Origin of the sequence: Silvibacterium sp., from assembly GCF_047605705.1 — a bacterium.
Lineage (GTDB): Bacteria > Acidobacteriota > Terriglobia > Terriglobales > Acidobacteriaceae > Silvibacterium.
In genome coordinates this window covers 1-25853 of sequence record NZ_JASGFD010000066.1, presented here as the reverse complement: position 1 = coordinate 25853, position 25853 = coordinate 1, and the positions used below count along the sequence as shown (strand labels likewise).

22 protein-coding genes are annotated in these 25853 nt (G+C 62.4%); 10 read left to right on the top strand and 12 right to left on the bottom strand.

Annotated elements, in window-relative coordinates:
- Both QM649_RS17960 and QM649_RS17955 read left to right on the top strand, forming a co-directional pair.
- A partial coding sequence (locus QM649_RS17960) for a sodium:solute symporter family transporter (protein WP_415200450.1) occupies positions 1 to 768 on the top strand: 768 nt, incomplete at its 5' end.
- A gap of 27 nt (positions 769 to 795) precedes the next feature.
- Positions 796 to 1059, top strand: coding sequence for a hypothetical protein (locus QM649_RS17955; protein ID WP_415200449.1), 264 nt, complete (start codon positions 796 to 798; stop codon positions 1057 to 1059).
- Here the strand turns inward: QM649_RS17955 and QM649_RS17950 are convergent.
- Genes QM649_RS17950 through QM649_RS17940 form a run of 3 tightly spaced genes read right to left on the bottom strand, consistent with a single transcriptional unit; the run spans position 1056 to position 1986 of the window.
- The gene (locus QM649_RS17950; protein WP_415200448.1) at positions 1056 to 1511 is read right to left on the bottom strand and encodes a PIN domain-containing protein; all 456 of its coding nucleotides are present in this window, start codon (positions 1509 to 1511) and stop codon (positions 1056 to 1058) included. The genes QM649_RS17955 and QM649_RS17950 overlap by 4 nt on opposite strands.
- Entirely contained in the window at positions 1487 to 1750 is a 264-nt protein-coding gene (locus QM649_RS17945) for a prevent-host-death protein (protein WP_415200447.1), read from the bottom strand. Before QM649_RS17945 ends, QM649_RS17950 begins: the two co-directional genes overlap by 25 nt.
- Before the next feature lie 56 nt (positions 1751 to 1806).
- Positions 1807 to 1986, bottom strand: a complete 180-nt coding sequence (locus QM649_RS17940) for a hypothetical protein (protein WP_415200446.1) — start codon at positions 1984 to 1986, stop codon at positions 1807 to 1809.
- Positions 1987 to 2112: 126 nt separating this feature from the next.
- Between QM649_RS17940 and QM649_RS17935 the strand changes: the two genes are divergently transcribed.
- Positions 2113 to 2784: a hypothetical protein gene (locus tag QM649_RS17935; RefSeq protein WP_415200445.1), complete on the top strand. Its 672-nt coding sequence runs from the start codon at positions 2113 to 2115 to the stop codon at positions 2782 to 2784.
- Between the two features lie 9 nt (positions 2785 to 2793).
- Here QM649_RS17935 and QM649_RS17930 read toward each other — a convergent pair whose 3' ends face one another.
- A complete protein-coding gene (locus QM649_RS17930) occupies positions 2794 to 3984 on the bottom strand; it encodes a hypothetical protein (RefSeq protein ID WP_415200444.1) in 1191 nt (396 codons plus the stop codon).
- 135 nt (positions 3985 to 4119) lie between these two features.
- Here QM649_RS17930 and QM649_RS17925 point away from each other — a divergent pair, with 135 nt between their 5' ends.
- Positions 4120 to 6561, top strand: coding sequence for a protein kinase domain-containing protein (locus tag QM649_RS17925; protein ID WP_415200443.1), 2442 nt, complete (start codon positions 4120 to 4122; stop codon positions 6559 to 6561).
- 275 nt (positions 6562 to 6836) lie between these two features.
- Here the strand turns inward: QM649_RS17925 and QM649_RS17920 are convergent, their stop codons facing one another.
- Together QM649_RS17920 and QM649_RS17915 are read right to left on the bottom strand one after the other, a co-directional pair.
- A complete protein-coding gene (locus QM649_RS17920) occupies positions 6837 to 7286 on the bottom strand; it encodes a VOC family protein (protein WP_415200442.1) in 450 nt (149 codons plus the stop codon).
- A 138-nt stretch (positions 7287 to 7424) separates the two neighbouring features.
- Positions 7425 to 8432 carry a hypothetical protein gene (locus tag QM649_RS17915; protein WP_415200441.1) on the bottom strand — a complete coding sequence of 336 codons (1008 nt, stop codon included), beginning with the start codon at positions 8430 to 8432 and terminating at the stop codon, positions 7425 to 7427.
- A gap of 525 nt (positions 8433 to 8957) precedes the next feature.
- Between QM649_RS17915 and eno the strand changes: the two genes are divergently transcribed.
- From eno to gpmI, 3 genes are all read left to right on the top strand, one after another.
- Positions 8958 to 10250, top strand: coding sequence for a phosphopyruvate hydratase (eno, locus tag QM649_RS17910; protein WP_415200440.1), 1293 nt, complete (start codon positions 8958 to 8960; stop codon positions 10248 to 10250).
- 76 nt (positions 10251 to 10326) lie between these two features.
- Complete coding sequence (locus QM649_RS17905) at positions 10327 to 10947, top strand: DUF2059 domain-containing protein (protein ID WP_415200439.1); 621 nt, start codon at positions 10327 to 10329, stop codon at positions 10945 to 10947.
- A gap of 49 nt (positions 10948 to 10996) precedes the next feature.
- A complete protein-coding gene (gpmI, locus tag QM649_RS17900) occupies positions 10997 to 12607 on the top strand; it encodes a 2,3-bisphosphoglycerate-independent phosphoglycerate mutase (RefSeq protein WP_415200438.1) in 1611 nt (536 codons plus the stop codon).
- 126 nt (positions 12608 to 12733) lie between these two features.
- On the opposite strand, the gene QM649_RS17895 is transcribed toward gpmI, so the two are convergent.
- The 3 genes from QM649_RS17895 to argJ all read right to left on the bottom strand — a co-directional run bounded on the left by QM649_RS17895 (position 12734) and on the right by argJ (position 16790).
- Positions 12734 to 14485: a capsule assembly Wzi family protein gene (locus tag QM649_RS17895; RefSeq protein ID WP_415200437.1), complete on the bottom strand. Its 1752-nt coding sequence runs from the start codon at positions 14483 to 14485 to the stop codon at positions 12734 to 12736.
- Positions 14486 to 14570: 85 nt separating this feature from the next.
- Complete coding sequence (locus QM649_RS17890; RefSeq protein WP_415200436.1) at positions 14571 to 15365, bottom strand: hypothetical protein; 795 nt, start codon at positions 15363 to 15365, stop codon at positions 14571 to 14573.
- A gap of 204 nt (positions 15366 to 15569) precedes the next feature.
- Entirely contained in the window at positions 15570 to 16790 is a 1221-nt protein-coding gene (argJ, locus tag QM649_RS17885) for a bifunctional glutamate N-acetyltransferase/amino-acid acetyltransferase ArgJ (protein WP_415200435.1), read from the bottom strand.
- A gap of 119 nt (positions 16791 to 16909) precedes the next feature.
- On the opposite strand from argJ, the gene QM649_RS17880 reads away from it, so the two are divergent.
- On the top strand, positions 16910 to 17692 hold the full coding sequence (locus QM649_RS17880; protein ID WP_415200434.1) for an ABC transporter ATP-binding protein: 783 nt from the start codon (positions 16910 to 16912) through the stop codon (positions 17690 to 17692).
- 389 nt (positions 17693 to 18081) lie between these two features.
- Here QM649_RS17880 and cysC read toward each other — a convergent pair whose 3' ends face one another.
- Positions 18082 to 19620 carry an adenylyl-sulfate kinase gene (cysC, locus tag QM649_RS17875; protein ID WP_415200433.1) on the bottom strand — a complete coding sequence of 513 codons (1539 nt, stop codon included), beginning with the start codon at positions 19618 to 19620 and terminating at the stop codon, positions 18082 to 18084.
- Positions 19621 to 19626: 6 nt separating this feature from the next.
- Positions 19627 to 20547 (bottom strand): PHP domain-containing protein, encoded by a 921-nt coding sequence (locus QM649_RS17870; protein ID WP_415200432.1) that lies wholly within the window; start codon positions 20545 to 20547, stop codon positions 19627 to 19629.
- 161 nt (positions 20548 to 20708) lie between these two features.
- On the opposite strand from QM649_RS17870, the gene QM649_RS17865 reads away from it, so the two are divergent.
- Positions 20709 to 21839 carry a hypothetical protein gene (locus QM649_RS17865; protein ID WP_415200431.1) on the top strand — a complete coding sequence of 377 codons (1131 nt, stop codon included), beginning with the start codon at positions 20709 to 20711 and terminating at the stop codon, positions 21837 to 21839.
- A 235-nt stretch (positions 21840 to 22074) separates the two neighbouring features.
- Here QM649_RS17865 and QM649_RS17860 read toward each other — a convergent pair whose 3' ends face one another.
- Positions 22075 to 23868: an aryl-sulfate sulfotransferase gene (locus QM649_RS17860; RefSeq protein ID WP_415200430.1), complete on the bottom strand. Its 1794-nt coding sequence runs from the start codon at positions 23866 to 23868 to the stop codon at positions 22075 to 22077.
- A 208-nt stretch (positions 23869 to 24076) separates the two neighbouring features.
- Between QM649_RS17860 and QM649_RS17855 the strand changes: the two genes are divergently transcribed.
- Positions 24077 to 25853 (top strand): LpqB family beta-propeller domain-containing protein (locus tag QM649_RS17855; protein ID WP_415200429.1); only part of this gene is annotated, 1777 nt, incomplete at its 3' end.

The window sequence follows — 25853 nt, the reverse complement described above, 5'->3', positions numbered from 1 at the left end:
GTGAGCGGCAAGGTGATGTATGACGAGCACGGCAACGCACTGCTCGACTACGATCTCGCCATCCCGAACATGCTGCTGCATTACTTCCCGACGGGTATCCTCGGCCTCGGTCTTACCGCGCTGCTGGCCAGCTTCATGTCCGGCATGGCCGGCAATGTCACGGCCTTCAACACCGTCTGGACCTACGATCTCTACCAGTCCTACATCAAGAAGAACGCGAGCGATGCGCACTACCTGAAGATGGGGCGCTGGGCGACCGTCGGAGGCATATTGCTCTCGATGATGACGGCCTACGCTGCGATGGGCTTCAACAACATCATGGACACGCTGCAGCTGGTCTTCTCCTTTGTGAATGCGCCCCTGTTCGCGACCTTCCTGCTGGGCATGTTCTGGAAACGGACCACCGGCCACGCGGCCTTCATCGGGCTGGTCAGCGGCACGGTCGCTGCGATTCTGCACCACGGCCTCACGCTGCCCGCCGATGCCCATCCCGGCATCCACGGCGGCTGGATCACCGTCACGCATCTCTACCCGAGCGAAATGGCGCAGAACTTCTGGACCGCCATCTGGGCCTTCTCGACCAACTTCGTGCTCACCGCGCTCATCAGCCTGGTCACGAAGCCGCATCCGGAGTCGCAGCTGGTCGGCCTCGTCTACTCGCTCACGCCCAAGCCGGTGGAACACCACATGGCCTGGTATGCGCGTCCCAAGGTCATCGCCGTCGGCCTCATCGCGATGCTGGTCGCGCTCAACCTCATCTTTAAATAGACCGAAAGGGAAACGAGGACACTTACGATGAATCTCGATCTCCGAATCCCCATGGGCCTGATGTTTAGCATCGTCGGCGCCATCCTGACCGTTTTCGGCGTCATTACCCGCGGCTCATCCATCTACGACCGTTCGGCCGGCCTGGATATCAACCTGATCTGGGGCGTGGTAATGCTGGTCTTCGGTCTCACCATGTTCCTGCTCGGCCGCCGCGCGGATGCGCACCAGCAGGCCGAGCCGGTGGAAGGTACCTCGCGGCCGCTGAACCAGGGCCGCGGCCACGGCCACTAAACTTCTCTATCTTTCAGGAACAGTTCTACCGTTTGCGTAGTCCAGGTCGAGAGACCGCTACCCAGGAAGTCCTGATCTTCCGTCCATACAGGGCAACACAACAGCAGGGCAGAGGCGACGATCGGCCAGTCATCCATATCGCGATGGCCGATCCTCGCTTTTGCGGCGGCTTCATAGCCTATATACAGGCTTTCATCCACAACCCCGACCAGAGAGGTGAGCTGCCGCAGAACAGCGAGTCCCGGAGCGGGGTCAATGCGGCGTTTGGTGGAGATTGCCGGGATGTATCTTTCGGCGTCGTGAAAGCAGACATCTGGCGCGTAGAAGAGGACCGACTCTTCATATGTCTCGAGCAGGCTGCGCACACGCACCCCAAAGACGGCACGCAGCAGGATGTTTGCATCCAGCACGATGCGCCCTGGCGCATTCATCGTGCGCGGTTTTTCCGCCATTGCTTGAACTCTGCCAGAATGGCGTCGTCGGAGATACCTTCCGCGTCCAGAACTGCCTGCCAGCGTGCAGCCGCTTCCTGTAGCGCGGCCTTGTCGGCATCGGAACGTTTGCGGCGGGTCGGAATGAAATAGCCGACGGTATCGCCGTGACGAGTGATGGCGACTGGTGATTCGGATTCAAGAAGGTAAGTGGCGAGCTTATCGCGGAATTCCCGCATACCGACCTTGAGGGTGTCCATGGCGGCTCCTTGTGTACCTTTGCGTACTCAAGTGTACCGCTCTTGCTTGTCCACAGCTACTCGAGTTCGGTCATCGTGTCCTGGCAGGCAGGATGGCCGCACTCGCAGACCACCGCCTCGATGTGCCGCTTGGCTCCCTCGCACCACGGCCCGCAGTAAAGCTTGCCCTCCTCGACCAGGCAGCGACAGCTCTGGTGTGCGCACGTCTTGGGTGTATAGGGGGCGTCTGTCCGCATTCGTTCTCCTTTGGTGAAAATAGGATGCATCTGTCCCTTCCCAGGGCAGGCATGCTCTCTATGCCACATTTTGGCCATTTTCATATCCCGAAGACATGCAAAAATCAGTGCGGGCAGTGACTCCGAATGCAGACCGCAATGCAGGCTCAATCTCCGGCTCTCAGCGAACTCGACCGCACCATGGCGCCTAAATTTCCCCGCGCCGGGCGGATCTTCCTGCTTATCTGCATTCCGGTGGTGCTTGCGGCGATTTACTACGCCCCGGTGCTGATGTCCTTTGGCTGGCACCTCATGCACGGGCAGGCGGTCGAATATCGCGGTCTCCGCGTGACCGTCCCGTGGGGATGGACCGCCGATCTCAGCCTGATGAAAGAAGATTTTCCGGCGAATCCGCAGGGCATCACGCTCGAAAAGCCGCCGAAGACATTGAACATCGAGGCGCGGGGCCCCGAGTTGATCTACGTCAACCTGCTGCTCCCTGGACCGATCCCAGAAACGCACAACGGTGCCAGCACTACTACCGCCGCTGCGACTCTGGACCAGCAGGCGGCGCAATGGGAACAGCTCTTCCGCGATTCCCATCCTGCTGCAAACTTTCACCTGAGCGTTCCGGTGAATTCGCCCGGCTCCGCGAAGTGCATCGAGGCGACCCCGTTGAACGCTGTGGACGGCCTGACCGGTGGAGCGGCGCTGGCCTGCGTCTCCGAGAAAGACGGCTGGCTCGCCAGCTATGCCGGTCTGCAGCGCAATGTCCCGCTCTTCTTCCACGTCCTCAGCGAGCTGAAATCGCGCGGCTAGTTCCTGCCGCTACTGCGGGTGCGTCTGCACCGCAAAGCGCATGCTTCTGAAGTCGAACGAATATCCTGCCAGCTGATCGAGGGCATCATCGCCCAGGGTTCCCGCGAACGGCGCCGGTTCGTCACCGTCGCCGATCGCCAACCGCTGGAAGGCCGCCTGCGCTGCTCCAAAGCCCAGCGCCAGATTTCCCACCTTCGCTCCAGCCGCCGGCCGCAGCCGTGGGCTTAGTGCCGAATCGAGCTTCAGCGGATCGATCGCGAAGAGCAGCCCATCCGTCGTCGCCGCCAGCAGGCGTCCGTCATCCGTAAAGAGTGCTGCGCTCTCGGCCGGAAGCCCCTCCGGTCGCACGTTCAGATGATCGTCATCGGTTGCCGTCACCGTGCCCAGCATCGCCAGCACCGGAAGCGGCAGCAGACCCTCGACTCCCTCAGGCAGCGCCGCTTCATCGCACAGCAGCACCGGAACATTGCGGAGCAGCACGCCGCCGAAGCGCAGCTGGGGAATGAGCGCGATTTCCGCCTGCACAAGCTTGCCGTCAATCCCGGCTGCCGTTACCGCCCCCAAAGGCTTCAGGCCGATGACCTTGCCCTGTGCGCGGGACAGCATCGCAAACGGGGCTGCCGGGGCGAAGAGCCACCGGCTTGGCCTGCCATCGACATAGACCATCAGCTCGCGCAGTCCGCTTGCGCTCCGGTCCAGAGGCACGTTGAAGCCTGCCGCCTTATCGAGCGTCATTGCCGGGGATGCCGCCAGAAGCGTATACGCCGCTGCTCCCGTTTCCGCCTGCGTTCGTTCCGCGCTGGTCATCGCCGCCGAGCAGCACTGCTGAGCCCCGGCGAACTCCGCGCCGGCTTCCTTGTAGTCGAAGAGCCGTGCGGCATCTTCAGCCAGCGCCAGCCGCGCCAGTGCCTCGCGGTCACGATCCTGACCCTTTGCCAGCTCCGGCAGCAGTGGCGTCAGGGCAGACCGGCTCGCTTCGAACTGGCCCGCGTGCTCGAGCAGCAGGCCGCGATAGAAGCCTGCGCCCGAAGCTTTGCCATCGGATGACGCAAGCGCTTCCTCAAGTCCTGGCCAGTCATGTGCGGCTACCAGCGCATCCGGATTCGCAGTATTTTGGGCCCGGAGCACCGGAGCGATGGGCAAAGTCAGGAAAAGGCCGGTGGCCAGGAAGCAGGTAAGGGAAGGAAAGCACCGCGGCATCTCAGCCAGCATAATCTCCGAAGCTACAGCAGAAACAGCCGGAACCCGGATCGGCACCCTTCCCCGATTCTTTTCCACCGTCCGCTGCCTACAGCTGCAAGTCCTTTATGCCCCAGCCGATACACTGGAAGAAGCATGAAAAATCGGATGATCGAGCACTACCAGCTGGAGCGGCGCATCGGCGCCGGCGGCAGCGGCGTTGTTTACCTGGCCACCGACACCCTCCTGATGCGGCCAGTTGTGCTCAAGGTCCTCAAGCGGGGCTCTCTTACCGTCGAGCAGATGCGCACCACCGTGCTCCGCGAGGCCCGCATGGCCTCCGCCATCGAGCACCCGAACGTCTGCGCGATCTATGAAGTCGGCGAACAGGGCGAAGAAGCCTTCATCGTCATGCAGTATGTGCCCGGCCAGTCGCTGGATAAGCTGATTGCCCGCGGCCCCTCGAGTCTCCAGCTCGTGCTCTCGGTCGGCATCCAGGTCGCGGACGGTCTCTCGGCCGCGCACTCGCTCGGCATCTTCCATCGCGATCTCAAGCCCGCCAACGTCATGCTGACCGACGGCGGCTTGGCCAAGATCCTCGACTTCGGCCTCGCTCGCCGGTTGAACCCCGAAGAGGCGGAGTTCGATCCTGCCAAGCCCTCGCGCCGCAAGCCGGGTCCCATCGCGGCCACCTATACCGCGCGGGGTGGCACCATCGCGTACATGGCGCCGGAGCAGTTTGTCACTGGCCACAGCAGCGTCCAGAGCGACCTCTGGGCTCTCGGCGTGCTCCTCTATGAGCTGGCCAGCGGCCGCCATCCCTTCGCACGTCCGGATGGCGACGAATTTCAGAGCATTCGCGCCATCCAGTTTGCGGATCCCGCGCCGCTCGACGCTCCCTCCGAGCTGAGCTCGCTGATCCTGCGCTGCCTGCAGAAGATCCCCGCCGAGCGTTATGTCAGCGCGGCGGAAGTGCGCGAAGGCCTCAAGACCATCATGAAGGCGCTGCAGATCGAAACCGGCATCATTCCCGGCGACGCAGCGGCGAACCTTCCGCCCTCGACCGCCGAGGCCGAAAAGCGAGCCACAGGCCTGCTTTCGATGCTCGCCGAGCGATTCCGCGAGTCTGCCGATCCGAAGGAAAAGGAGAACACCATCCTCGTTCTTCCTTTCCAGAACTTCGGCCCCGCGCAGGTTGCACCGCTCTACGGATACGCTCTGGCCGATGCCATTGCCGCGCGCCTGGCGCGCATGTCCTCGCTGGTTGTGCGCCCTTCGAGCGCGCTGATGCACCTGCCGGCTTCGCAGATGGACCCGCTCGCTATCGGGCACAAGCTGCTCGTGGAATGGGTGCTCACCGGCAACTTCTTCCGCTCCGATCAAGGCTTCGATCTCAACTGGCAGCTGCTCAACGTGCCGGGAGAAAGCGTTCGCGCCGGTGGCGCCATCAGCGTGCCGTCCTTTGATCTGATCGCCGTGCAGACGGAGATCTGCAATGAAGTCTTCGGCTCGCTCCAGGGCATCGGTCAGCTGAGCCAGACCACGGAACGCACCGGCCCGCGCGCGCAGCCATTGGCAGAAGATCTCTCGGAAGAGTATCTGCAGGCTCGCGCCATGCTCTCGTCCTTCATGCAGCGCACCGGCAGCAAGGTCGATCTCGACCGCGCCCGTGAGCTCTTCGAGAGCGTTACCGAACGCGATAATGACTTCGCTCCGGCCTTTACCGGCCTCGGCATCACGCACCTGCAATATGTGCGTCACGGCTTCGGCGGGCGACTCCACGTGATGGCCGCGCGCCGCGCCTTCGACCGCGCTCTCGAGATCGATCCCGGCTCCGTCGAGGCGAATCTCTATCGCGTCTACATGCTGCTCTCGCGCGGCGAAAAAGAGTCGGCGCGTCACGGCATCGAAAACCTTCTCCAGTCCGCGGCCAATGACTGGAACGTGCACATGGTCGCCGGCATGACGCTGCGGCTCGATGGCATGTACGAGGAGGCGCTCGACCAATTCAACCGCTCGCTGAGTCTGAACCCCTCAAACGCGCCGATGATCTACAACCACCGCGCGCGCGTGTATCAGTATCAGAACCAGCTGGAGCTGGCGCAGGAAGAGCTCGACAAGGGCCTCACGCTTGAGCCCAGGCACCCGCTGCTGCGCACCTCCGTCGCCTACCAGCGCATGCGCAAGGGCGAGCTGCGCGGTGCCATCGAGCTGCTGGAAGAAGTCATCCGCGATGACGAAAGCATGCGCATGGCCTTCCCGACGCTGGCCATGTGCTATGCCATGGTGGGGGAGCGGGATCGCGCCGCAAAGCTGATCGAGGAAGATTCGATGGCCGCGGCCGAGGCCGACAGCGAGATGGCCTACCGCCTCGCAACCTACTTCGCTGTCGATGGAGACGAGAGCGAAGCGCTGCACTGGCTGCGCCGCGCGATCTATCTCGGCAACGAAAACTACCCATGGTTCGCGAAGAATCCCGCGTGGAACCGCCTGCACGGCCATGGAGATTTCGAGCGTATCCTCGACGATCTCAAGAAGACCTGGCGCCGCAACCAGAAAAACTGGAAGCGGCTGCTCGGCCAGCTACGCCAGAACTAGCTGCTGCGCGCAGGGCGGATTGCCTTCGGCCTCCGTTCCCGCTGGTCGCGCCCGTGCTGAGCGCAGTCTTCTTATTTCACAGGTGAACTGTCATTCCGACCGAAGCGAGACGGTAGTTTCGTCTCGCGAAGCGGAGGAACCTGCGGTTCTCTGTGCACTAAGAGAATAAGGGTGCCCCGTCCAAGCTCCGCTTGGGCGGGATGGTAAAACTCACTCTTACAACCCGGGTGCGCCACGTCTCGATTCTGAGACGTGGGAAAGCACGGTCACCGGCACTACACCTTCAGAGCTTCGAGGTCTTCCTTCGACAAATCCTTGATGTGCGTGCCGAGATACCACGAGTAGCCGAAGGGATCCTTTACGCCGGCCATGCGGTCGCCGTAGGGCTGATCCGTCGGCTCGCGGTTCGAAGTCGCTCCCGCCGCCAGCGCCTGCCTGTACACCGCGTCGCAGTCGTCCACATAGAACATCAGGCTCACCGGCGAGCCGCCGAAATGCGACGGACTCAGCGCCCCTATCTCCGGCGCTTCATCGGCCAGCATGACGCAGGAGTCGCCGAACTCCAGCTCCGCATGCGCGATGGCGCCGTCAGGACGCGGCATGCGCAGCCGCTCTGTCACTCCGAAGGCGCGCTTGTAAAAATCGATGGCCTCAGCCGCGCCTTTGAAGATGAGATACGGCTGGATCGAGTGGTATCCCTCGGGAATTGCCTTGGGTCTGGACATACTGGGGCTCCTGGAGAGTGCTTTCGTCGGGCGACGAAATTCTACTCCCGGCCTGTGCTCGGGGCTTGAAAACGAGTTTGGCGCAAACAAAAGGGACGCCTCAAGGCGTCCCTTTTGTTTGCGTTATGACCTGAGAGGCTAGTTTCGCGTCGGCAGAAGCTCCATCGGCTCGCTCAGGCTGAAGGTCACCACCGAACCGGCAGGCAGCGTCGCAGCCTCGGGGTGATTCATCAACAGGTGCGCAGTTACCAGCGTTGCACCCACGCCAGCGCCGATCAGCGCGCCGGGAGGGCCACCGACCTGTGCGCCGACGACAGCCCCGGTTCCTGCACCCACACCGTATTCCACCGAATCCTTCTTCCAGTGCGAACTCGGCTGCACGCCGCCTTCAGCGTCCGTGCGCGTTCCTCGCGCCTCGGAGCCGACCAGCTGCGCGTAGAGGTGATACGCGGTGCCGTCCGGCAGGATGACCACGTCCGGTCGCAGGTGCATCGTGGCGGAGCCCGAAAGATGGTGTCCCTGCTTCACCGAGACCACGCGGCCCTTCAGGATCGAGCCCGGAGGGATGATGACCCGTCCGTCCTTGAAGACTGCCGTCGTGACTTCGCCCTTGAAGGGGGTGCCTGCTTCGGTGTCCTTGGTCGAGAGACGGTCGGAGAGGCGAACACGGATATTTGTGCCTTCTCCCAGCTCGTTCGCGGGCGTGGAAACAGCCGTCACGATACCGGCATTCGAATCACGCCGCTGCAGCGTCGCGCCCACCGGAGCGACAGGCGCAGCTTCGACATAGGCCGGAGTGCTTTCCTGCTGCGGAACGGAGGTGACGATACCCCAGTTGTCATCGTTCGCGGACGCAGCCGCGCGAGCAGGAGCGGGCGGGGGAGGGACGTAGGCGGGCTGAGCCGGAGCGGTTGCGACCGGAGCGGCAGCCGGGGTCGCGGGCGAAGGCTTCGCGACCGGCGCCGGTTGATCGGGCGACGTCATGATGGTGTCGTCCGGCGGTGGCTGCGAAACGCCCTGGTACTGGTCCGAAGAGGGCTGAGGCGTGGTCGCCTGCTGCGCCATGGCCGTGCCCGGGAGCGCGGAAAGCGCCAGGGTGGCCGCCAGCAGCAGGCCAGGCTTGCATGTGTTCCGAAGATCTTTCATTCCATACCTCGTATGAGGGAAACGGTTCTCAAAAGCCTCTGACTCATCGGAGAGAACTCTGTGCCAGTAGAGCAATCGGGAGCAGGCCTGACGTCTTGTCCTGAACCCGGGAAAGCAGCGAAGGTTGTCCTAACACTTCTCCGGCAGGTGGCGAAACATGGTCGAGCCAGGACCGCCGAAGCGGCGCACCTGATTCCGGATGCTTTCAGCCTAGCCGAGAGCGCTGCGAAGCGGTATAAAATGCGGCCCGCCTGCATCGCGCGCGTACCACAGAGGTTACCGTCCCTGCCTCTGCGCTGGAGGGAGCTCCGCCGGGGCGCGCGGCGGTCCGTCCGGCATCGGGCTTTCACGATGCCTTTGTTAGAATCTCGAGGGAACCCTATATTTTTTCGCGCGGAAGGCTGTCTCGATACAGTTATGACGAGCTTCATCGACACAATCAGCGGAGCGTCTGGTGAAAGCATCCTCGTCGATCGCCGCCCCAAACTCAAAGACCGCTTACAACACAAGATTTCAAGGAGTGACATGACGGAGATTGCTGCCATTCATGCGCGCGAGATTCTCGATTCGCGCGGTAACCCGACTGTGGAAGCGGATGTAGTTCTGACCGATGGCACCCTGGGACGCGCTGCGGTGCCCAGCGGCGCTTCGACCGGCGAGCATGAGGCGGTGGAGCTTCGTGACGGCGACAAGTCGCACTATCTCGGCAAGGGCGTGCTGCAGGCGGTCGAGAACGTCGAGAGCATCATCGCTCCCGAACTCACCGGCCTCGATGCGACCAACCAGCGCCTGATCGACGCCACCATGCTCGGCCTCGACGGTACGGACAACAAGGGCAAGCTCGGCGCCAACGCCATCCTCGCGGTCTCGATGGCCGTAGCCCGCGCTTCGGCCAAGGCTCTCGACATTCCGCTCTACCGCTACCTCGGCGGCGTGAACGCCTCCGTCCTGCCCACCCCGATGATGAACATCCTCAACGGCGGCGCGCATGCGGACAACAACGTGGACTTCCAGGAGTTCATGGTCATGCCGGTCGGCGCCGAGCGTTTCTCTGATGCGCTGCGCTGGGGCACCGAGGTCTTCCACACGCTGAAGGGTGTGCTGAAGAAGCGCGGCTACAACACCGCGGTCGGCGACGAAGGCGGCTTCGCTCCCTCGCTCAAGTCGAACGTGGAAGCCATCGAGGTCATCCTCGAGGCGATCGAGCTCGCAGGCTACAAGGCCGGTGAGGACATCGCCATCGCCCTCGATCCCGCGGCCAGCGAGTTTTACAACAAGGAAACCGGCAAGTACATCTTCAAGAAGTCGGACAAGAGCGAGCGCACCAGCGAAGAGATGGCTCAGTTCTGGCAGAGCTGGACGCAGCAGTATCCCATCGTCTCGATCGAAGACGGCCTGGCTGAGGACGACTGGGGTGGCTGGCGCTACCTCACCGAGCTGCTCGGCGACCGCGTGCAGCTGGTCGGCGACGATCTCTTCGTCACCAATACCGAGCGCCTGCAGCGCGGCATCGACGAAGCCGTCGCCAACTCGATCCTGATCAAGGTCAACCAGATCGGCACCATCAGCGAGACGCTCGAAGCGATTCAGCTTGCGCGCCGTTACGGCTACACCTCGATCATCTCGCACCGCAGCGGCGAGACCGAGGACACCTTCATCGCCGACCTCGCGGTGGGCACCGGTGTGGGCCAGATCAAGACTGGCTCGGCCTCGCGTACCGACCGTATTGCCAAGTACAACCAGCTTCTCCGCATCGAAGAAGAGCTCGGCCAGACGGCAGAGTTCCTCGGCCTCGAAGCCGTCAACTTCGGCGAGTAAGTCTGTTCCTGCGGCGCACGAGCCAGTTCCTCCGTGCGCCGCATCTTACCCCCAACCCCAACGATCCGGAGTCTACATGCGCAGCCAAGTCACGCTGTTCGGTTGCTGTCTCCTGGTGGCTTCCGCCTTTGCGCAGCAGGCATCCACCCCGGCAGCAACTCCCGCAAAACCTGCCCCCCCCGCAGCTACCGCCCAGCAGGTCCCCCCTCCTCCCGCCAACCCCATCACCGACGCGCAGGCGCACGAGCTGATGGAACTCACCGGCGCTTCGCAGATGCAGGAGCAGCTGGTGAAGGGCATGACCGTTTACTTCCAGCAGCACATCCCGTTCGCGCCCCAGGACGTCATCGATGATCTCGTCCAGTCGCTGGCGAAGGTCGATCTTCAGACCCCGGTGATTGCGCTCTACAAGCAGCACATCTCCACCACCGATGCCGCCGCGGTGATCGCCTTCTACAAGACGCCCGCCGGAAAAGACATGATCCACGTGATGCCCGCGATCATGCTGCAGAGCGATCGCATCGGTATGGAAGTAGGACAGAAGACCGCGCAGGAAGTCTTCCAGCGCCATAAGGACGAACTCCAGGCCGCGGCCAAGAAGTACCAGGCCGAGCATGCTCCGAAGCCCGCCACGCCGGCGCCCGGCGCAGCGAATGGTTCGTCCAGCACCACCCCGGCTGCCAAGCCGCAGCAGTAGACTCAACCCGGGCCGCCTCGATGCGGCCCAAGCTTTTTCAGGAGCAAGCGTGTCGACCAGTAAAACGCCTATCGTGCTGACCATCCTCGATGGATGGGGTTACCGTCCTCAGGTGGAGAACAACGCTATCGCCCTGGCGCGCAAGCCTACCTACGACAAGCTTCTCGCCGAGTTTCCGAACACCCTGCTGCACGCCTCCGACCGCTTCGTCGGCCTCCCCGATGGACAGATGGGCAACAGCGAGGTCGGTCACCTCAATATCGGCGCGGGCCGCGTCGTCCGCATGGACATCACCCGCATCGATGCCCTGATCGCCAGCGGCGACTTCTACTCCGACCCCGCCATCGTGCAGGCGATGAAGAAGGCTGCGACCGGCGGCCACGCGCTGCATCTGCTCGGACTCGTCTCCGACGGCGGCGTGCATGCGCATCAGCGCCATCTCTATGCGCTGCTCGAAGCCGCAAAGCGTCTTGGCCTTGAGAAGGTCTACGTGCACGTCTTCATGGATGGCCGCGACACGCTGCCCACCTCGGGCGCAGGTTATCTCGCTGCCCTTGAGCAGAAGATGCGCGAGCTGCAGATCGGCAAGATCGCCACGGTCTCCGGTCGCTACTACGCCATGGACCGCGACTTCCGCTGGGAGCGCGAAAAGCTCACCTTCGACGCGATGGTCAAGGGCCAGGCCGAGGGCGGCGCGTATGCCGACCCTGTCGCGCGCGTGAAGGAGCTCTACAACAACGGCATCACCGACGAGTTCATCATCCCCTTCGTCGTCACCGATGAGCACGGTCATCCGAACGGTCTGCTTCGCGATGAAGATGTCTGCATCATGTTCAACTACCGCGCCGACCGCGCCCGCCAGATCACCCGCGTCCTCACCCGCAACAGCGGCCTGACGAAGAAGGGCGGTCTCGATCTCGCCAAGGCGGAAGAGCTGGACACCGTCATCCCGCGCAGCGAGGTTCCCAAGGACCTGCACTACCTCTGCATGACGCAGTACGACAAGAACTACACGCTGCCGCTCATCATCCTTCCCGAGTCGATGGACAATCTGCTCGCGAACCTGATGTCGAAGGCGCAGATGCGCAACCTCCGCATCGCCGAGACCGAGAAGTACGCGCACGTCACCTACTTCTTCAACGGCGGCATCGAAACGCCGTTCCCCGGGGAAGACCGTCTGCTCATTCCGTCGAAGAAGGTTGCGACTTACGATCTTCTGCCCGAGATGTCGGCTGCCGGCATCGCCGAGGGCGTGGTGAAGGCCGTGCAGGATCGCACCTTTGAGCTACTGGTCGTCAACTTCGCGAATGCGGATATGGTCGGCCACTCCGGCAAGCTCGAGCCGACGATCAAGGGGGTCGAAACCGTCGATGCATGCCTGGGCGAGATCTATCGCGCGCTCAAGCAGTACGGTGGCTCCATGCTCATCACCGCCGACCACGGCAACGCCGAGATGATGGTGGACCCGGTCACCGGCGGTCCGCACACCGCGCACACCACGAACCCGGTGCCATTCATCTACGTAGCCGAGGATGCGAACCAGTATTCGCTGCGCCCCGATGGCTCGCTGCGCGATATCTCGCCGACGGTGCTCGGTATGCTCGCGCTGAACGAGCCCATCGAGATGACCGGCTCGGACCTTCGCCAGAAGATCGGATAACGGCTGAGCGCAGGGCAGATCGCCTTCGGCCTCCGCTCCTGTTGGTCGCGATCCGATCGTCTCATCGCTGAAACAAGAAAGCCCTCGCTCAGGCGAGGGCTTTGTGTTTTGCCGCTAAGGGCAGAGCTAGAATTTCTTCTCTTCCTTGGGATACCAGGTGATCTGGCCGGAGATCAGCGTATCGCTCTGCTGGCCGGTCTTGTAAATCGGCGCCTTCCATTCTTCCTGCTGCACCGATCCGCGAATTTCAATGTCCTTCAGTACCCGCTTCACCGCCGAAACCGTGTAGAGATTCTGCGTGGTGCCGCCGGGGATGAACAGTTGATCCGCCTTCGCATTGCGATAAGCGAACTGGATGTTCTCGTTTGGCGAAAGATGATACGTCACCCATGCTTGGCCGCCCTTGGCGCCGCGCCCGATCCAGTCGCTGAACAGGAAGCCTTTATTTGTCGTGCCCTGACGCTGGATATCTTCGTTGTAAAGGAAATTGCCCGGCGAATTTGCATCGCTGACCGGCATCGTATCGGCCGCTTCCACGCGGATGTCGAGCTGCGGCAGTCCCGGCGTGTGCGAGAGATAGAGACCGGGACGCAGACCCGAACGGCGCGGTGCGCTGATCGGACTCACGTCGTCATGTGCTTCCGAGTCGGAATAAAGAGTAAGCCAGTTGCGCACAAAAGGCAGACGATAGTTGAAGTCGAAGCTGCCGAAACGCGCTCCCGGATCGTCGCGTGACGTCTTCTCCGCATAGGTCACGTTCTGCACGCTGAAAAAGCTCTTCAGGAAGGTGTGAAGCGTGATCGGTTCATGCCCCTCGCCGCCCCAGATCACCGTGCGCTCAAAGCCGAACTCCAGATTCTTTGTCGGCTTGAAGCTGATCTTTTCCATGTGGGTCCACGGATCGTTGGGATCGGTGTGGCCCTTCAGGCTGCCAATGAAAAATTCGTAGCGGAAAGGCCCCGTCAGCCGCGAGATGCCTGGGATACGCAAGGGCTCAACACGGTTGATCTCGAAGGTGTAGATATTTTCGGCGTTCGTGCTCCAGGACATCGCGCCACCGTCGGCAGGGCTAAGCCACTGGTCGTTCTTGCCGAAGGAAATCTCATGTCCAAGCAGGTGATAGGAGAGCGAAGCCTCCATCACGCGGAAGGGATTCTGCTCCGCGATCGGCCCTAGAGGGATGGTGTCCTGTAGAGGATACGTGGAGTATGGAATGCCAGCATCATTCGCAAGACGGTCAGCCAGAGCCTGCGAGTAGCCGGCAGCGCTCGGAGAATGCTGATACTCGCCGCGGAAGTAGAGCGTGAAGCGTCCGGCCTCGGCGCGGCCGCTGAAGCCGCTGTAGTTATTGAAGCCCTCCTGGTACGGACGGCCGTAGTCGTTGATGACCGTTTGACCCAGGTTGAAGCTGTCCCGCAGGGGTGTTCCGGTGATCCCGCGCAGGTTGCTGTACACGGTGTCGAGTTCCGCATGCGCCGCACGTTGTGCGTTGCCTGCTTCGCCATCCGGATCGAACTCCTTGCGCAGCTCGAGGAATATCTCCAGCGCCTGCTGATCATCAGGGTGCGCATCGATCTTGGGGCTCGTCTCTTCGAGCATGTGCAGGATGCTCAGACGCGTCCATGGGCGCATGCCCAGGAATGCGGTATCGAGATAGCCCATGCCGTGCAGACGATCCAGCGCGGGATACACCCAGCTGTCCATCGGGACATAGGTGGACCCCAATGAACTGACGTAGGTCACAGGCATCGCCGGACGGTAATTCGCGGGAATGCCCTGTGGTGCTGGAGCAGATGCGGTCTGACTGCCGGGATCAGCGGTCTGTGCGCCCGCGGAAATAAGGGAAGTACCCAGCACAAGAAGCAGGCCAGATGACAAAAATGCTCTCAATCACACCTCGGGAGGCTGGGGGTATCCGGTACGTTCACAACAAAGAAGTCTGAAGGTAGTGATCAGCCTGCCATCAGGCTAGAGGATCGACACCGGGAAGACAAGCCGCCTCCCACTCCTTCTCGAATCTTCTCTCTGCGTTCGCCTTCCATCGGCTGGCCGGTAGTCCCTTGCGCTGCAGGTAGCCGTGGAACTTCTCCGCGGGGTCGGAGATCCCCTCCACGGTCACCAGTTCGATCAGCGCCGGTGTCGCCGACTCACGCACCCGCACGATCGACTCCTGGGCCACCCGGTAGACCGCCACAAGATCATGCGCGTCGGCGGTGATATAGGCCATCTCGCGGTGCGCTTCGTGGAAAGCGGCAGAGTCCGTGAAGCCGTTCGGGCTTTCGAGAACGAAGAGGATCGGCAGCTTGCCGCCGATCGCGGCCGAGAACAGCGCGTCGAAGTGCGCGAGGCTCTCTGTTTCGCCCAGCTCGAAGAACACCACGACCACGCCATTGTCTTTGCGCACACGATGCAGCACCGCTGCGCGTACCGCCTCGGCAAGGCGCTCTTCCAGGCCGATCCGCAATTCCTGCTTCTCAGCCAGCAGAGCTTCCAGTCCCGCGCCCTTCACGCGATGCGCAAAGTGCAGCGGCGTGGGCATCAGCAGCGTATCCTCTGCGCGCAGATCGAGAACCAGCGCAGCCGGTCCTGCTTCGCGATGCAGAGAGTCGCTCATGCGTCCCTGCGCCCGCAGCTGCGCATGCAGAAGCTGGCCCTGGAGCAGTGCGTCATACAGCGCCCGGAACTTTTCGTTGCTGATCAGTGAGTGGCCGTTCTTGCCGGCCATAGCCGCGGCGGATGCCTGCTTGGAAGATGACATGGAGAGGTAGCGGGTCCTTCGTCTGTGCGATTGTAGCGGAACTCTTTTGGCTGGCAAGCAGGAACTTTCCCACGTGAGGGCGAAAGGATTTCAACAGAAATGTGAAAAAGCCTGTGCAAGACCGGGGAAAATGGCGCGAAAGTGCAGCGTTCATGCGGGGTTTAGCAACCTGCACACATTATGGTGCACTTTCGCGCCGCGGTTCTAGGTGGAATAATCCGCGTTGATGTGGACGTACTCCGTGGTCAGATCCGTGGTCCAGAAGACGCAGCTGCCCGAGCCAACGCCAAGATCCATGCGGATAGTCACATTTCTCTGCGTGAGGTACTGATGTGCGCGGCCCTTATCGAAATCGGCAACACGGCCGCCGTTTTCGCAGATCTTTTGCTCGCCCAGCCAGATGTTGACACGGGCCGGGTCCAACTCCGCGCCGGAGTAGCCGGCAGCGGCCATCAGGCGGCCCCAGTTCGGATCGCTGCCTGCCCATGCGGTCTTGTTCAAAGGAGAATGGGCAATGGCCTTGGCTACGCGCAGTGCGTCGGCATCGCTGGCCGCGCCGTTGATCTGCAATTCGACGACGTGCGTTACACCCTCGCCGTCGTCCACAATCTGCTTGGCGAGTGAGGTGCAAATCTCACGCAGCGCCGAGCGGAAGCCCTCATGATGTTCCTCCACGTGCGCGCCGCTCTTGCCCGAAGCCAGCAGCAACACCGTATCGTTCGTAGAAGTATCGCCATCGATCGAGATGCGATTGAAGCTCAGCTCCACCGAGCCTTCCAGCATCGACTTCAGCACGGCGGGCTCAACGGCGGCATCGGTGAATATGTACACCAGCATCGTCGCGTGCGGCACCAGCTGCGGATGGATCATGCCTGCGCCTTTAGCTGCGCCCAGAATGCGCACCTCGCGTCCGCCCACCTGGATTGTCGCGTGTGCCACCTTCGGCCGCGTATCGGTCGTCAGGATCGCCGTGGCGAAGGCCGAGAAGGCTTCCGGTGTTGCCGCCAGCGAGTTCTCCACCACGGGCAGCGCCGCGATCAGCTTCTCGTAGGGCAGCGGCACGCCGATGATGCCGGTCGACGAAGGAAATACTTCGTGTCCTTCCGCGCCGAATCGCTTCGCCGCTTCCGCGCAGACAGCTTCGGCAGCGCGCAGTCCGGCTTCTCCGGTAGCGCAGTTGGCGTTGCCTGCATTCACGGCGACTACGCGCACGTGTCCACCGCTGCGCTCCAGGTGCCGGGAGCCGATCACCAGAGGCGCGGCCTTCACTTTGTTGCCGGTAAACATGGCAGCCGCGCTTGCGGCCTCATCTGCGATGGCGACGGCGAAGTCCGGCTTGCCGCTCGGCTTGAGCCCTGCAGTCACCGCGGAAAAACGAAACCCGCCCGGTATCGCGCCGGTGGGGACGAGCGATGTTTGAATCATGGTCTGGTTTTACTTTATCAACTCTAAAGGAGAGCTAAAGACCGCTGCGGTCGATAAGCTTTTAGACAGCACTGCGTCTCGTCCGGCGCAGGTCAGCACAGGAAGGAAAGGACAGGCGGTTGAAGACTTCGATGTTTCTCGAGATGCAGCACGTCAACGTGGCGCGCGGTGAAAATGTAGTCCTGCACGATGTGAGCCTCACCATCCACGAGGGCGAGCACGTCGCCATCCTCGGGCCCAACGGTTGCGGAAAATCCACGCTCATCAAGACCATTACGCGCGAGTGCTATCCCATCGCCGCGCCGGATTCGAAGGTCGAGCTGCTCGGCCGCGTCCGCTGGGATGTCTCGCAGATGCGAAAGCATCTCGGCGTGGTCGAAGCGCATCTGCCCGGTGAGCGCACTCTCACGACCCCGGGTCTCGAGGCTGTCGTCGCAGGATTCTTCTCCGCGTCTTCGCTCTGGCCCAATCTCACGGTGCTGCCTGAGATGTGGACCAAGGCAGAGGAAGCGCTCGACCGCATGGGCGCGGGCTATCTCCGCGACAAGCTGGTCGGTGAGATGTCCGCAGGCCAGCAGCGCCGCATCATGATCGCCCGTGCGCTGGTGCATGATCCCGGCACGCTGCTGCTCGACGAGCCTTCCAACGCGCTCGACATCTCCGCGCAGCGCGAGCTCCGTGAGGCGCTGCGCCTCGTCGTGCAGCAGGGAACCGGAGTCATCATGGTCACCCACCATCTCGCCGACATACTGCCGGAGATGAACCGCGTCATCATGATGCGCGACGGCCGCATCTTCGCCGACGGAACCAAGCAGGAATTGCTCACCTCGGAGCACCTCCGCGAGCTCTTCGGGGTCGACGTGACGCTGCTCGAACGCGACGGCTATTTTCACCACTGGTAGTTACATATATATAGGGTGCCCCCACGTCTCGATTCTGAGACGTGGGACTAGTTGCCTCTCACGGGTAGGGGACAAACAAGGCCACGCTCAAGCGAAACCTCGAAGCTGTCCCGAGGCGGAAGCTTGAGCCGCATCGGCATGTCCTTAAGCGCCTGCTCTCGAACGGATTTTCAAAAGGAAGTCTGTCATTCCGACCGGAGCGAGACGGCAGTTCCGTCTCGCGCAGTGGAGGAACCTGCTGTTTCGCCCGTAGATCGAGGGCTTTCCGGAGCAGGCAACCTCACTGCAGGTTCCTCCACTACGCTGCTTGCAGTCGCTTTGATCGGAATGACAAGTTTGGAATCGCGTTTACGGCAATGACCCGAGCGCAAACGAACATGCCGTTATAGCTAGCTGGGCTGGCTCGCGAGCCGCGCATGCCTGGCGGCCGTATCTTCATCTTCTTCGATCTCCGCCATGTCCAGCAGCCCGTGCGAGATCAGGTACTGCATCACGCGTTCCGCTTCCTCTGCGGGTGTCGCGTTCTTCGTCTCGAGTACAATCTCCGCGCGCTCCGGCGCTTCGTACGGATCGTCCACGCCGGTGAAGGAGTGCATCGCGCCCTTGCGGGCCTTGGTGTAGAAGCCCTTCACATCCCGCTGCTCGCACACCGATACCGGCGTGTTTACGAATACTTCCACGAAGGCGCTGGGCTTCATCATCTCGCGCACACGGTCCCGCGATTCGCGATAGGGGCTTACCGCCGCGCAGACGGCCACGCCCCTGTGGCGGACGATCTCCGACGCGACAAAACCGATGCGCTGAACATTGGTATCGCGGTCTTCGCGAGAGAAGCCGAGTCCCTTTGAGAGGTGCGTCCGAACGACGTCGCCATCGAGTAGCGTCACCCGGCGATTGTTCTCCATCAACCGCACCACCACCTGCTCGGCGATGGTGGATTTGCCCGCGCCCGGCAGTCCCGTGAACCACAGGCAGAAGCCCGCTTCCTGCTCATGCGGGTGCAGGGCGGCAAGGAGACGCTGTCTTGACGCAGAGCTGCTTCGGGGAACCATAGGAGATACAGCTTCGATGCCCAGCGCGGCGATGCCTGTCTCCCACGCCGAGAAGTCCTCACGCGTGAATTCCGTCATGGCGTCAGCCGCGAGCAGATAGCTTTCTGCCCCATAATTGCGGTGAATCAGTGCCCGCAGGAGCAGACATCGCGCGCCGGAGGCCAGCTTCGGCATCCCGGTCACATTCAGGAGCGCACGCGGTCCCAGTGTCTCCTCGCAGTGCGTTTCGCACAGGCGCAGCCACTGGAAGAGCTCGAAGTCATCCAGCCGCTCGTGCGTCGTCATCAGGTTGACCAGCAGCAGTTCACCGTTTTCCGCAGCGCGCTGGCGGAGCCACGAGGTCTGCGCCTCGTCCAACGGATTCCAGCCGTCTGCAGCGAGTACCAGACCGCCACCCCGGGCAGCGAGCCGGGATCGTAGCTTTGCCGGCGTCTCGCGCAGGTGAGGAAAGAGCAGGGCAGGCGGCGTCCGCAGCACGTCCATCGGGCCGCTCAGAGCCCATCCACTGCGTTCCGGCGTTTCGTACTCGAAGATCTCATTGACGGTGAGGAGCGCCAGCAGGTGGTTCTGCCTGCTGCGCAGCGCAAGCCTCTGGCCCGGAGCACAGAGGCTTGCATCGATCAGTGGCAGCACGACCGGGACAGGAAAGAACGCGCCGTCTGTCAGGTGCATCGTCTGCTGCACACTTGCAACGTCCGCGCTGCTCATGAAGCGATCGAGTGGCGCCAGTGCGCCGCTCGCCAGCAGTTCGAACCACACCATCGTCTCGTCTGAGAGTTGCAGAGAAGGCAGGCTTGAGGCCTCGTTGAGAAAGGCCAGTCGCCGCTCTTCATTCTTCCGGTGCTCGTCGCGTTCGTCCTGCTGATTCACATACATCAATCACTACTCCTGCTTCGTGCTGTGTGCGCTTGAACATCGCGCCTCTTGGTTTGTCCGCCTGCCGCTCAGCTGTTGCACGATCCATGTGCCCACGGCTTCCGGTACGCGCAATGCATCGTCCTTGCCTGTGCCCAGCGCAATGCCGGGCTTGTTTGCGCCGTGGAAATCCGATCCTCCCGTCATCCCCAGTCCGAGCTGCGCCACGATCCGGATCAACTGCTCGCTGAGCTCCGGTGACACTTCAGGATGAAAGCACTCCACCGCATCCAGGCCCAATGCCGCATGATCGGCGATAAATGTTTCGAGCTCGTGCGTATTGCGGGTGATGCGCACCGGATGCGCCAGCGAGCTGAGGCCGCCTGCTTCCTTCACTCGTGCGAGCGCTTCGGCCAGCGATGGTTCATCGCGCTCCACCCATGCTGCCGAGCCCTCGCCGAGATAGCGGTCGAAAGCCTCGCGCAGCGAGCTCACGTATCCGCGCCTGAGCAGAGCCTGCGCAAAGTGCGGCCGCCCGATCTGGCGCTGTGCCAGGCTCTGCACTTCCTCCCACGTCAGGTCCAGACCCAGCGAGCGCAGCTTCTCCAGCAACTCCACATTGCGCGCGCGCCGCCCTTCCTGCAGGGCCAGCAGCCATTCGCGAAAGCCCTGCGGAGGCAGATCGGGAAAATACGCCAGCAGGTGAACCGAGCGCTCGCTCGGTTCGGCATGTGTGCTCAGCTCGACACCGCAGAGCAGGGTCAGCGTTTCGCCGGGAGAAAGCGCCTGATCCGCTGGAAGAGCCTCGGAGAACGCATCCACCGTGTCATGGTCCGTGATGGCGAGCAGGGACACGCCTCTCTCTGCCGCATGGCGCACCAGCGCCCGCGGGGAGAGTGTTCCGTCCGAAAAATCAGTATGGCTGTGAAGATCGATCAATGAATGCACGTCTTACTTGGATGGCGCCGGAGCTGCAAAGGCGCATGTTCCGCCATAGGCGGAGACGCATTTTTTTCAGGAAAAGTTGCACCTCTGGTCAATAGGCTGAAGCCAATCTTTTTGCCCATCGCGATGCCCCGCGAGGCACCTCCATCCTGTAGCCTGATTCCATGCTTTTAGCCGCATCTGTATACACGACGCAGAATGCCCGCCTTCGCGCGCGCTGGAAGCTGGAAGGTGGACTGCCCGCAGTCCCCGGCCAGAAACTAGCCAACGCGATTCCGGTCACAGCGAGCGCACCACCGGCGCCTCTCACCTGGACGAAGGAGGAATATCGCTTCCTTCCTGCAGACCAGCTCGGGCCCAACATGGACGCCACATCCGACTATCCCGGCACCTTCGTTGTCTACGATTGGGACACGCAGGAGATCATCTGGCAGTCGGATTGGGGTAACCTTCTCGGCAATCCTGCAGGCTTCTGCTTCGCCGACGGCATTCTCTATATGAACGACTTCGAAGCCGGCAATCTTTTTCGCATCGATATCGATCACGAGCCGGGCAAGCTGCTGCAGCGCATCTCGCACCCGTACTTCAACGATCTGCACAGCCTCGAGCGCACCAAGCGCGGCCTGCTCGCCGCCTCCTGCGGCACCGACCTCGTCGTCGAAGTCGACCTCGAAGGCAATGTGATCTGGGAGTGGTGGGCCGCTGAGCACGGCTACGACGTGACGCCCTCCGGCGAGCGTCGTGAGAGCGGACGCGGTGGCGAGCATCGCGACCGCTATTACCACACGAAGTTCCAGAGCACGCACGTCAACTGCGCCACCATCCGCGATCCGGAGAATGAGCGCTACGTGCTGGCGATGCTCTTCCACCAGGGCACCATCGTTCAGATCGACCGCAGCCTGCCGCCCTCGCAGCAGAAGGGCGAAATCGTGGTGGATGGCCTGGCCCGCGCACACAGCCTGGAGAAAATCCCCGGTGGCTGGATCCTCGCGAACAGCCTCGGCAAGGAGTTGATCCTGCTCGACGACGACCTCAAGCGGACGGGCGTCATTTCCTACGATGGCGGCTGGATTCAGGACTGCACGCGCCTGCCGAACGGTAACGTCGTCCTCAACGATGTCGATAACACCGTCATCGTCGAATTCGCTCCGCCCGCCGGTGGATCGGCCGAATGGAAGATCGTCCGCAAGGTGCCTTACGTGAACACTTGGCGCATGGGCGAGCTGCTCGTCGTGCCTACGCAGCACGAAGCTGCCTTCCGCAATGCAGCCCTGGCTGCCACGACTGCACGCTAAGTTGTATCCCTGCAAAGAAGCGGCCCGCATCTCGTGAGAGATGCGGGCCGCTTTGCTTATGCTGTCATCCCGACCGGAGCGAACGGAGAGAGCGCAGTGGAGGGATCTGTGTCTTTCTCACATAGCAAGGATAAGGGTGCCCCATCCAAGCTGCGCTTGGGTGGGAAGTGTGAGCCTACGCACCCTGACTTCCTTATCCTCAATCGAGACCAACGGGAGAGGATAAGGAAGGCGATCAATTCGTTGCCGAGCCCCACTGCACGCCGGGATAAAGGCTAGGCAGCCGCTCCGAGCGGTAAGAGTTCGAGTGCTCGAGATGCAGTGCCCATACCGTCTGCGGATGCTCCTCGCGCGTCACCTCGACCACGTTGGACGCCATCCCCTGATAGCACAGGTCAATCTCCACATCGCCGTTGCCGAGTGCGCTGATGCCGCCGCCCCATACCGAAAACTGCTTCGGCGGGAAGACGTCGTGGAAGACCAGCGTCGCCGTCTTCGCGGCCTCGTCGATGCGATAGATCGGCACCGTGGTGTAGCAGGGGCCCGCGCCCTTCGTGCCGCAGACTTTGCCATCGGCCAGCAGGCGCTCGTTGCCGTTATCCATCACGCCTACGTCGAAGACGCCTGCGTTCGCGGTGCTGAAGATCGCCGGCTGATGCTGCCCATACTGCCAGTCCTGGGGATCGTTGCCGCCGATCAGCTTGAAGTCGCCGCCATGCCCCAGCCGCCAGATCACGTTGCCCGTGCCCTGGCCGTTACGATAATCCACCTTGATGACCCAGTGCTGCGAGCGCATCGAGACCAGCAGGTTGCCGTCATCCTTCGTGTAGACCACCGCGTTCGTGTGCGTCCAGTCGGGGAAGTCCATCGGATGATGGTTGATGTCGAGATGATCGAAGCTGCTCCACGTCCACGTCGGCTGGAAGTTCGTATCGAGATCCACCAGCACATCGCCGACCACGCGCGTCGGGCGCGGATTGCCGGCAAGCCGGGGATAGAGCTTCGTCCCATTGGCGATCACGATCATGTGCCCGTTCGGCAGCACCTCCACATCATGATGCACCATCTCGATCTCCGGGCCCTTGTAGCCGATCTTCGCGAGCCGCCGGTTCAGCTCCGCGACCGGCAGGTCGTACACCGTCTCGCCCGCCAGGTTGATTTCGCGCAGTGTGGTCAGCGTCCCCGGCGGCGGCGTGCCATCCGGAGTATCCACGAGCGCATGCGAGGCGAGGCCGATGACCAGCAGAAAGTTGCCGTTGGGCAGCGGTTTGATCGGATTGATGATCGTCGCAAAGCGGCGCATCGGCGGCGGAGCCTTCCACAGCTTCGCATCCCACAGTTTCGGCTCGCCCGCGGGATGTATCCCCACGTGCCTCTCGATCCAGTAGCCCCAGCCTCTCAGCGTGTACGCGGCCGACTGCTCATAGCGATGGAACTGCACCTTGCCCGTCGACTGCCTGTCCTTGTACTCGTAGCCCCACAGCAGGTTGCCCTTGAGATCGACGACGGCGGCCTGGATGTCTGATCCGATCGAGGGGTTCAGCAGCTCCACACCCGGTTGCGGAACCCGCTGCGGCGAGCCGTTGCTCTGGACGGAGACCTGCGGCCGCAGGTGCTCGGCATAATGCCCGGTGGCGAAGCTCTGATCCGCATCGTTGACCGTCGTGCCGTCGTCGAAGCGCACCGTGGCGCGCATGTGATAGGTGCTGTCGCCGCGCATGCCTGCCACCAGCATCGGTACCGGCTCATTCGCCTTCGCGTGCACGGTCCAGGTCTTCAGGCCGTAGCCCGTTGTCGGTCCGAACTCCACCGTGACCGCTGCGGATGACTGTGGCGTCACGGTGTAGCGCGCCACCTGCGGATTGCCGGTCTTCGCGGCGCCTGCTGAAAGAAAGCTGTCCGCTCCCTGTCCCACCTGAACCGGGGCGCGATGTCCGCATCCTGGCAGTACCAGCATTCCCGGCGCCATCAGCAGCAGCGGGGCATAGCGCGACAGGCCGCGCATCTTCGCATTTCTCTTCTTGATCACACTTCACTCCACAGCGGATTGGGGCGTTGCCATCGTTGGACGGGCAGTCTCCTGCAATAGACGCATCCGGGCATAGGGCTTGCCCGCCGAATCACCTTCCATCTTTTCATGCCCGCGCCGGGGAGCCCGGCTGTAAAGTTCTGCGCCTTTCCGTTTCTCTCGTTTATCCTCGTTCCCATACCTTCCACCGGAGCAACCGACCCTTCCAATGACTGCGCTTTCTCACCGCCTCCGCGTCTTTGCCTCGCTCTGCCTCGCCTCCGCATGCCTCACCGCTTACGCTGCACCGGCCTCGCTCCCTTCGCTCGCAGAGCCTGCGCTTTCGCCGGATGGCAAGGAAATCGCCTTCGCTTCCGGTGGCGATATCTGGACTGTGCCCGCCGAAGGCGGCACGGCGCATCTGCTCGTCACCGATCCCGCGACCGAGTCGCGCCCCGTCTATTCACCCGACGGCAGCCAGCTCGCCTTCATCTCCACCCGCACCGGCTCGGGCGACATCTACATCCTCACCCTCGCCACCGGCGAGCTGCGCCGCCTCACCTTCAGTGACGCGCCCGATCAGCTCGACGGCTGGTCCCGCGACGGTAAGTGGATTTACTTCGCCTCGTCCGCGGATGACGTGGGCCATCTGCCAGACATCTTCCGCGTGAGCGCCAGCGGCGGCACGCCGCTCGAGGTCAGCCGCGAGCGTTATCTCTCCGAGTTCGAGAGCGCGCCTTCGCCCGACGGCGAGAATGTCGCGCTTGTCACCAAGGGCATCAGCTTCACGCAGTGGTGGCGCAACGGACACGCGCACATCGATGAGACCGAGCTCTGGCTTAAACCTCTCGCCGACGCGACGCCCGCGAAGGTCCTCGTGCCCGCGGACGCCAAGCATGCCTGGCCGATGTGGTCGCACGATGGCCACACGCTCTACTTCATGAGCGACAAGAGCGGCGCCGAGAACCTGTGGTCGCTCACCCTTGGCGGCGAGCCGAAGCAGCTCACGCACTTCGAACACGGCCGCGTGCTCTATCCCTCCATCAGCGTGGACGGCAAGGCCATCGTCTTCGAGCGCAACCTCACCATCTGGAAGTACGACATCGCCTCCGGCAAGGCCGCCGAGGTGCCCATCACCCTGCGCGGTGTGCCCTCGTCGCCGGATATTCGTCACACCACGGAGAACAATTTCGACGAGATGGCGCTCTCGCCCGACGGCAAGAAGATGGCCCTCGTCGCGCACGGCGATGTCTTCGTCATTCCCTCGAAGGACGGAGGCGACGGCTTCCACGTCACTTCTACACCGGATCGCGAGTCCGACCTGCATTGGTCCGCCGACTCCACGCGCATCGTCTATGTCTCCGAGCGCGGAGGCCATCACAACCTCTTCGAGTACGACTTCAAAACCGATAAGGAGCGCGCTCTCACCACCGGCACCGATGAGAACGAAAACCCGCGCTGGTCGCCGGATGGCAAGAGCATCGTCTACACCCGCAACGAGCGCGAGCTGCGGCTCATTACCCTCGAGGGGATGAACGACAAGGTCATCGCGAACGACCTGATAGATGAGCCCACCATCGAGTGGTCTGCCAACAGCCAGTGGATTGCTTTCACCACAGTCGGCGTCGATGCCTTCCGCAACATCAAGGTAGTCCCGGCGGCAGGCGGCGAAGCCCGCTTCGTGTCCTTCCTTGCGAATGGCGAGAGCGCCTTCAATATCACCTGGGCGCCTGACGGCAAGTACCTGCTCTTCGAGACCGCGCAGCGCAGCGAAAATTTCGAGATTGCGCGCGTCGATCTCACCCCGCATGTGCCGAAGTATCGGGAAGACGAGCTCCGCGATCTCTTCCACACGCCCGGCCAACCCGCGCCCAAGCAGGACGACACTAAGTCGAAGCCTGCGACGACCACTCCGGAAGAAGCCAAAACCGGCGACAAGGATGCGGACAAGGACGCCGAGAAGAAAGAAGCGGACAAGAAGAAGTCCGAGCCCTTCAAGATCGACT

Excerpts from the sequence above, each read along its gene's own strand:
- QM649_RS17920 (WP_415200442.1), bottom strand. The coding sequence starts at position 7,286 with ATGTCCAGACCCAAGGCAATTCCCGAGGGATACCACTCGATCCAGCCG.
- argJ (WP_415200435.1), bottom strand. The coding sequence starts at position 16,790 with ATGATTCAAACATCGCTCGTCCCCACCGGCGCGATACCGGGCGGGTTT.
- eno (WP_415200440.1), top strand. The coding sequence starts at position 8,958 with ATGACGGAGATTGCTGCCATTCATGCGCGCGAGATTCTCGATTCGCGC.
- QM649_RS17905 (WP_415200439.1), top strand. The coding sequence starts at position 10,327 with ATGCGCAGCCAAGTCACGCTGTTCGGTTGCTGTCTCCTGGTGGCTTCC.
- QM649_RS17950 (WP_415200448.1), bottom strand. The coding sequence starts at position 1,511 with ATGGCGGAAAAACCGCGCACGATGAATGCGCCAGGGCGCATCGTGCTG.
- QM649_RS17865 (WP_415200431.1), top strand. The coding sequence starts at position 20,709 with ATGCTTTTAGCCGCATCTGTATACACGACGCAGAATGCCCGCCTTCGC.
- cysC (WP_415200433.1), bottom strand. The coding sequence starts at position 19,620 with ATGTATGTGAATCAGCAGGACGAACGCGACGAGCACCGGAAGAATGAA.
- QM649_RS17925 (WP_415200443.1), top strand. The coding sequence starts at position 4,120 with ATGAAAAATCGGATGATCGAGCACTACCAGCTGGAGCGGCGCATCGGC.
- QM649_RS17890 (WP_415200436.1), bottom strand. The coding sequence starts at position 15,365 with ATGTCATCTTCCAAGCAGGCATCCGCCGCGGCTATGGCCGGCAAGAAC.
- QM649_RS17945 (WP_415200447.1), bottom strand. The coding sequence starts at position 1,750 with ATGGACACCCTCAAGGTCGGTATGCGGGAATTCCGCGATAAGCTCGCC.
- QM649_RS17940 (WP_415200446.1), bottom strand. The coding sequence starts at position 1,986 with ATGCGGACAGACGCCCCCTATACACCCAAGACGTGCGCACACCAGAGC.
- QM649_RS17955 (WP_415200449.1), top strand. The coding sequence starts at position 796 with ATGAATCTCGATCTCCGAATCCCCATGGGCCTGATGTTTAGCATCGTC.
- QM649_RS17915 (WP_415200441.1), bottom strand. The coding sequence starts at position 8,432 with ATGAAAGATCTTCGGAACACATGCAAGCCTGGCCTGCTGCTGGCGGCC.
- QM649_RS17930 (WP_415200444.1), bottom strand. The coding sequence starts at position 3,984 with ATGCCGCGGTGCTTTCCTTCCCTTACCTGCTTCCTGGCCACCGGCCTT.
- QM649_RS17935 (WP_415200445.1), top strand. The coding sequence starts at position 2,113 with ATGCAGACCGCAATGCAGGCTCAATCTCCGGCTCTCAGCGAACTCGAC.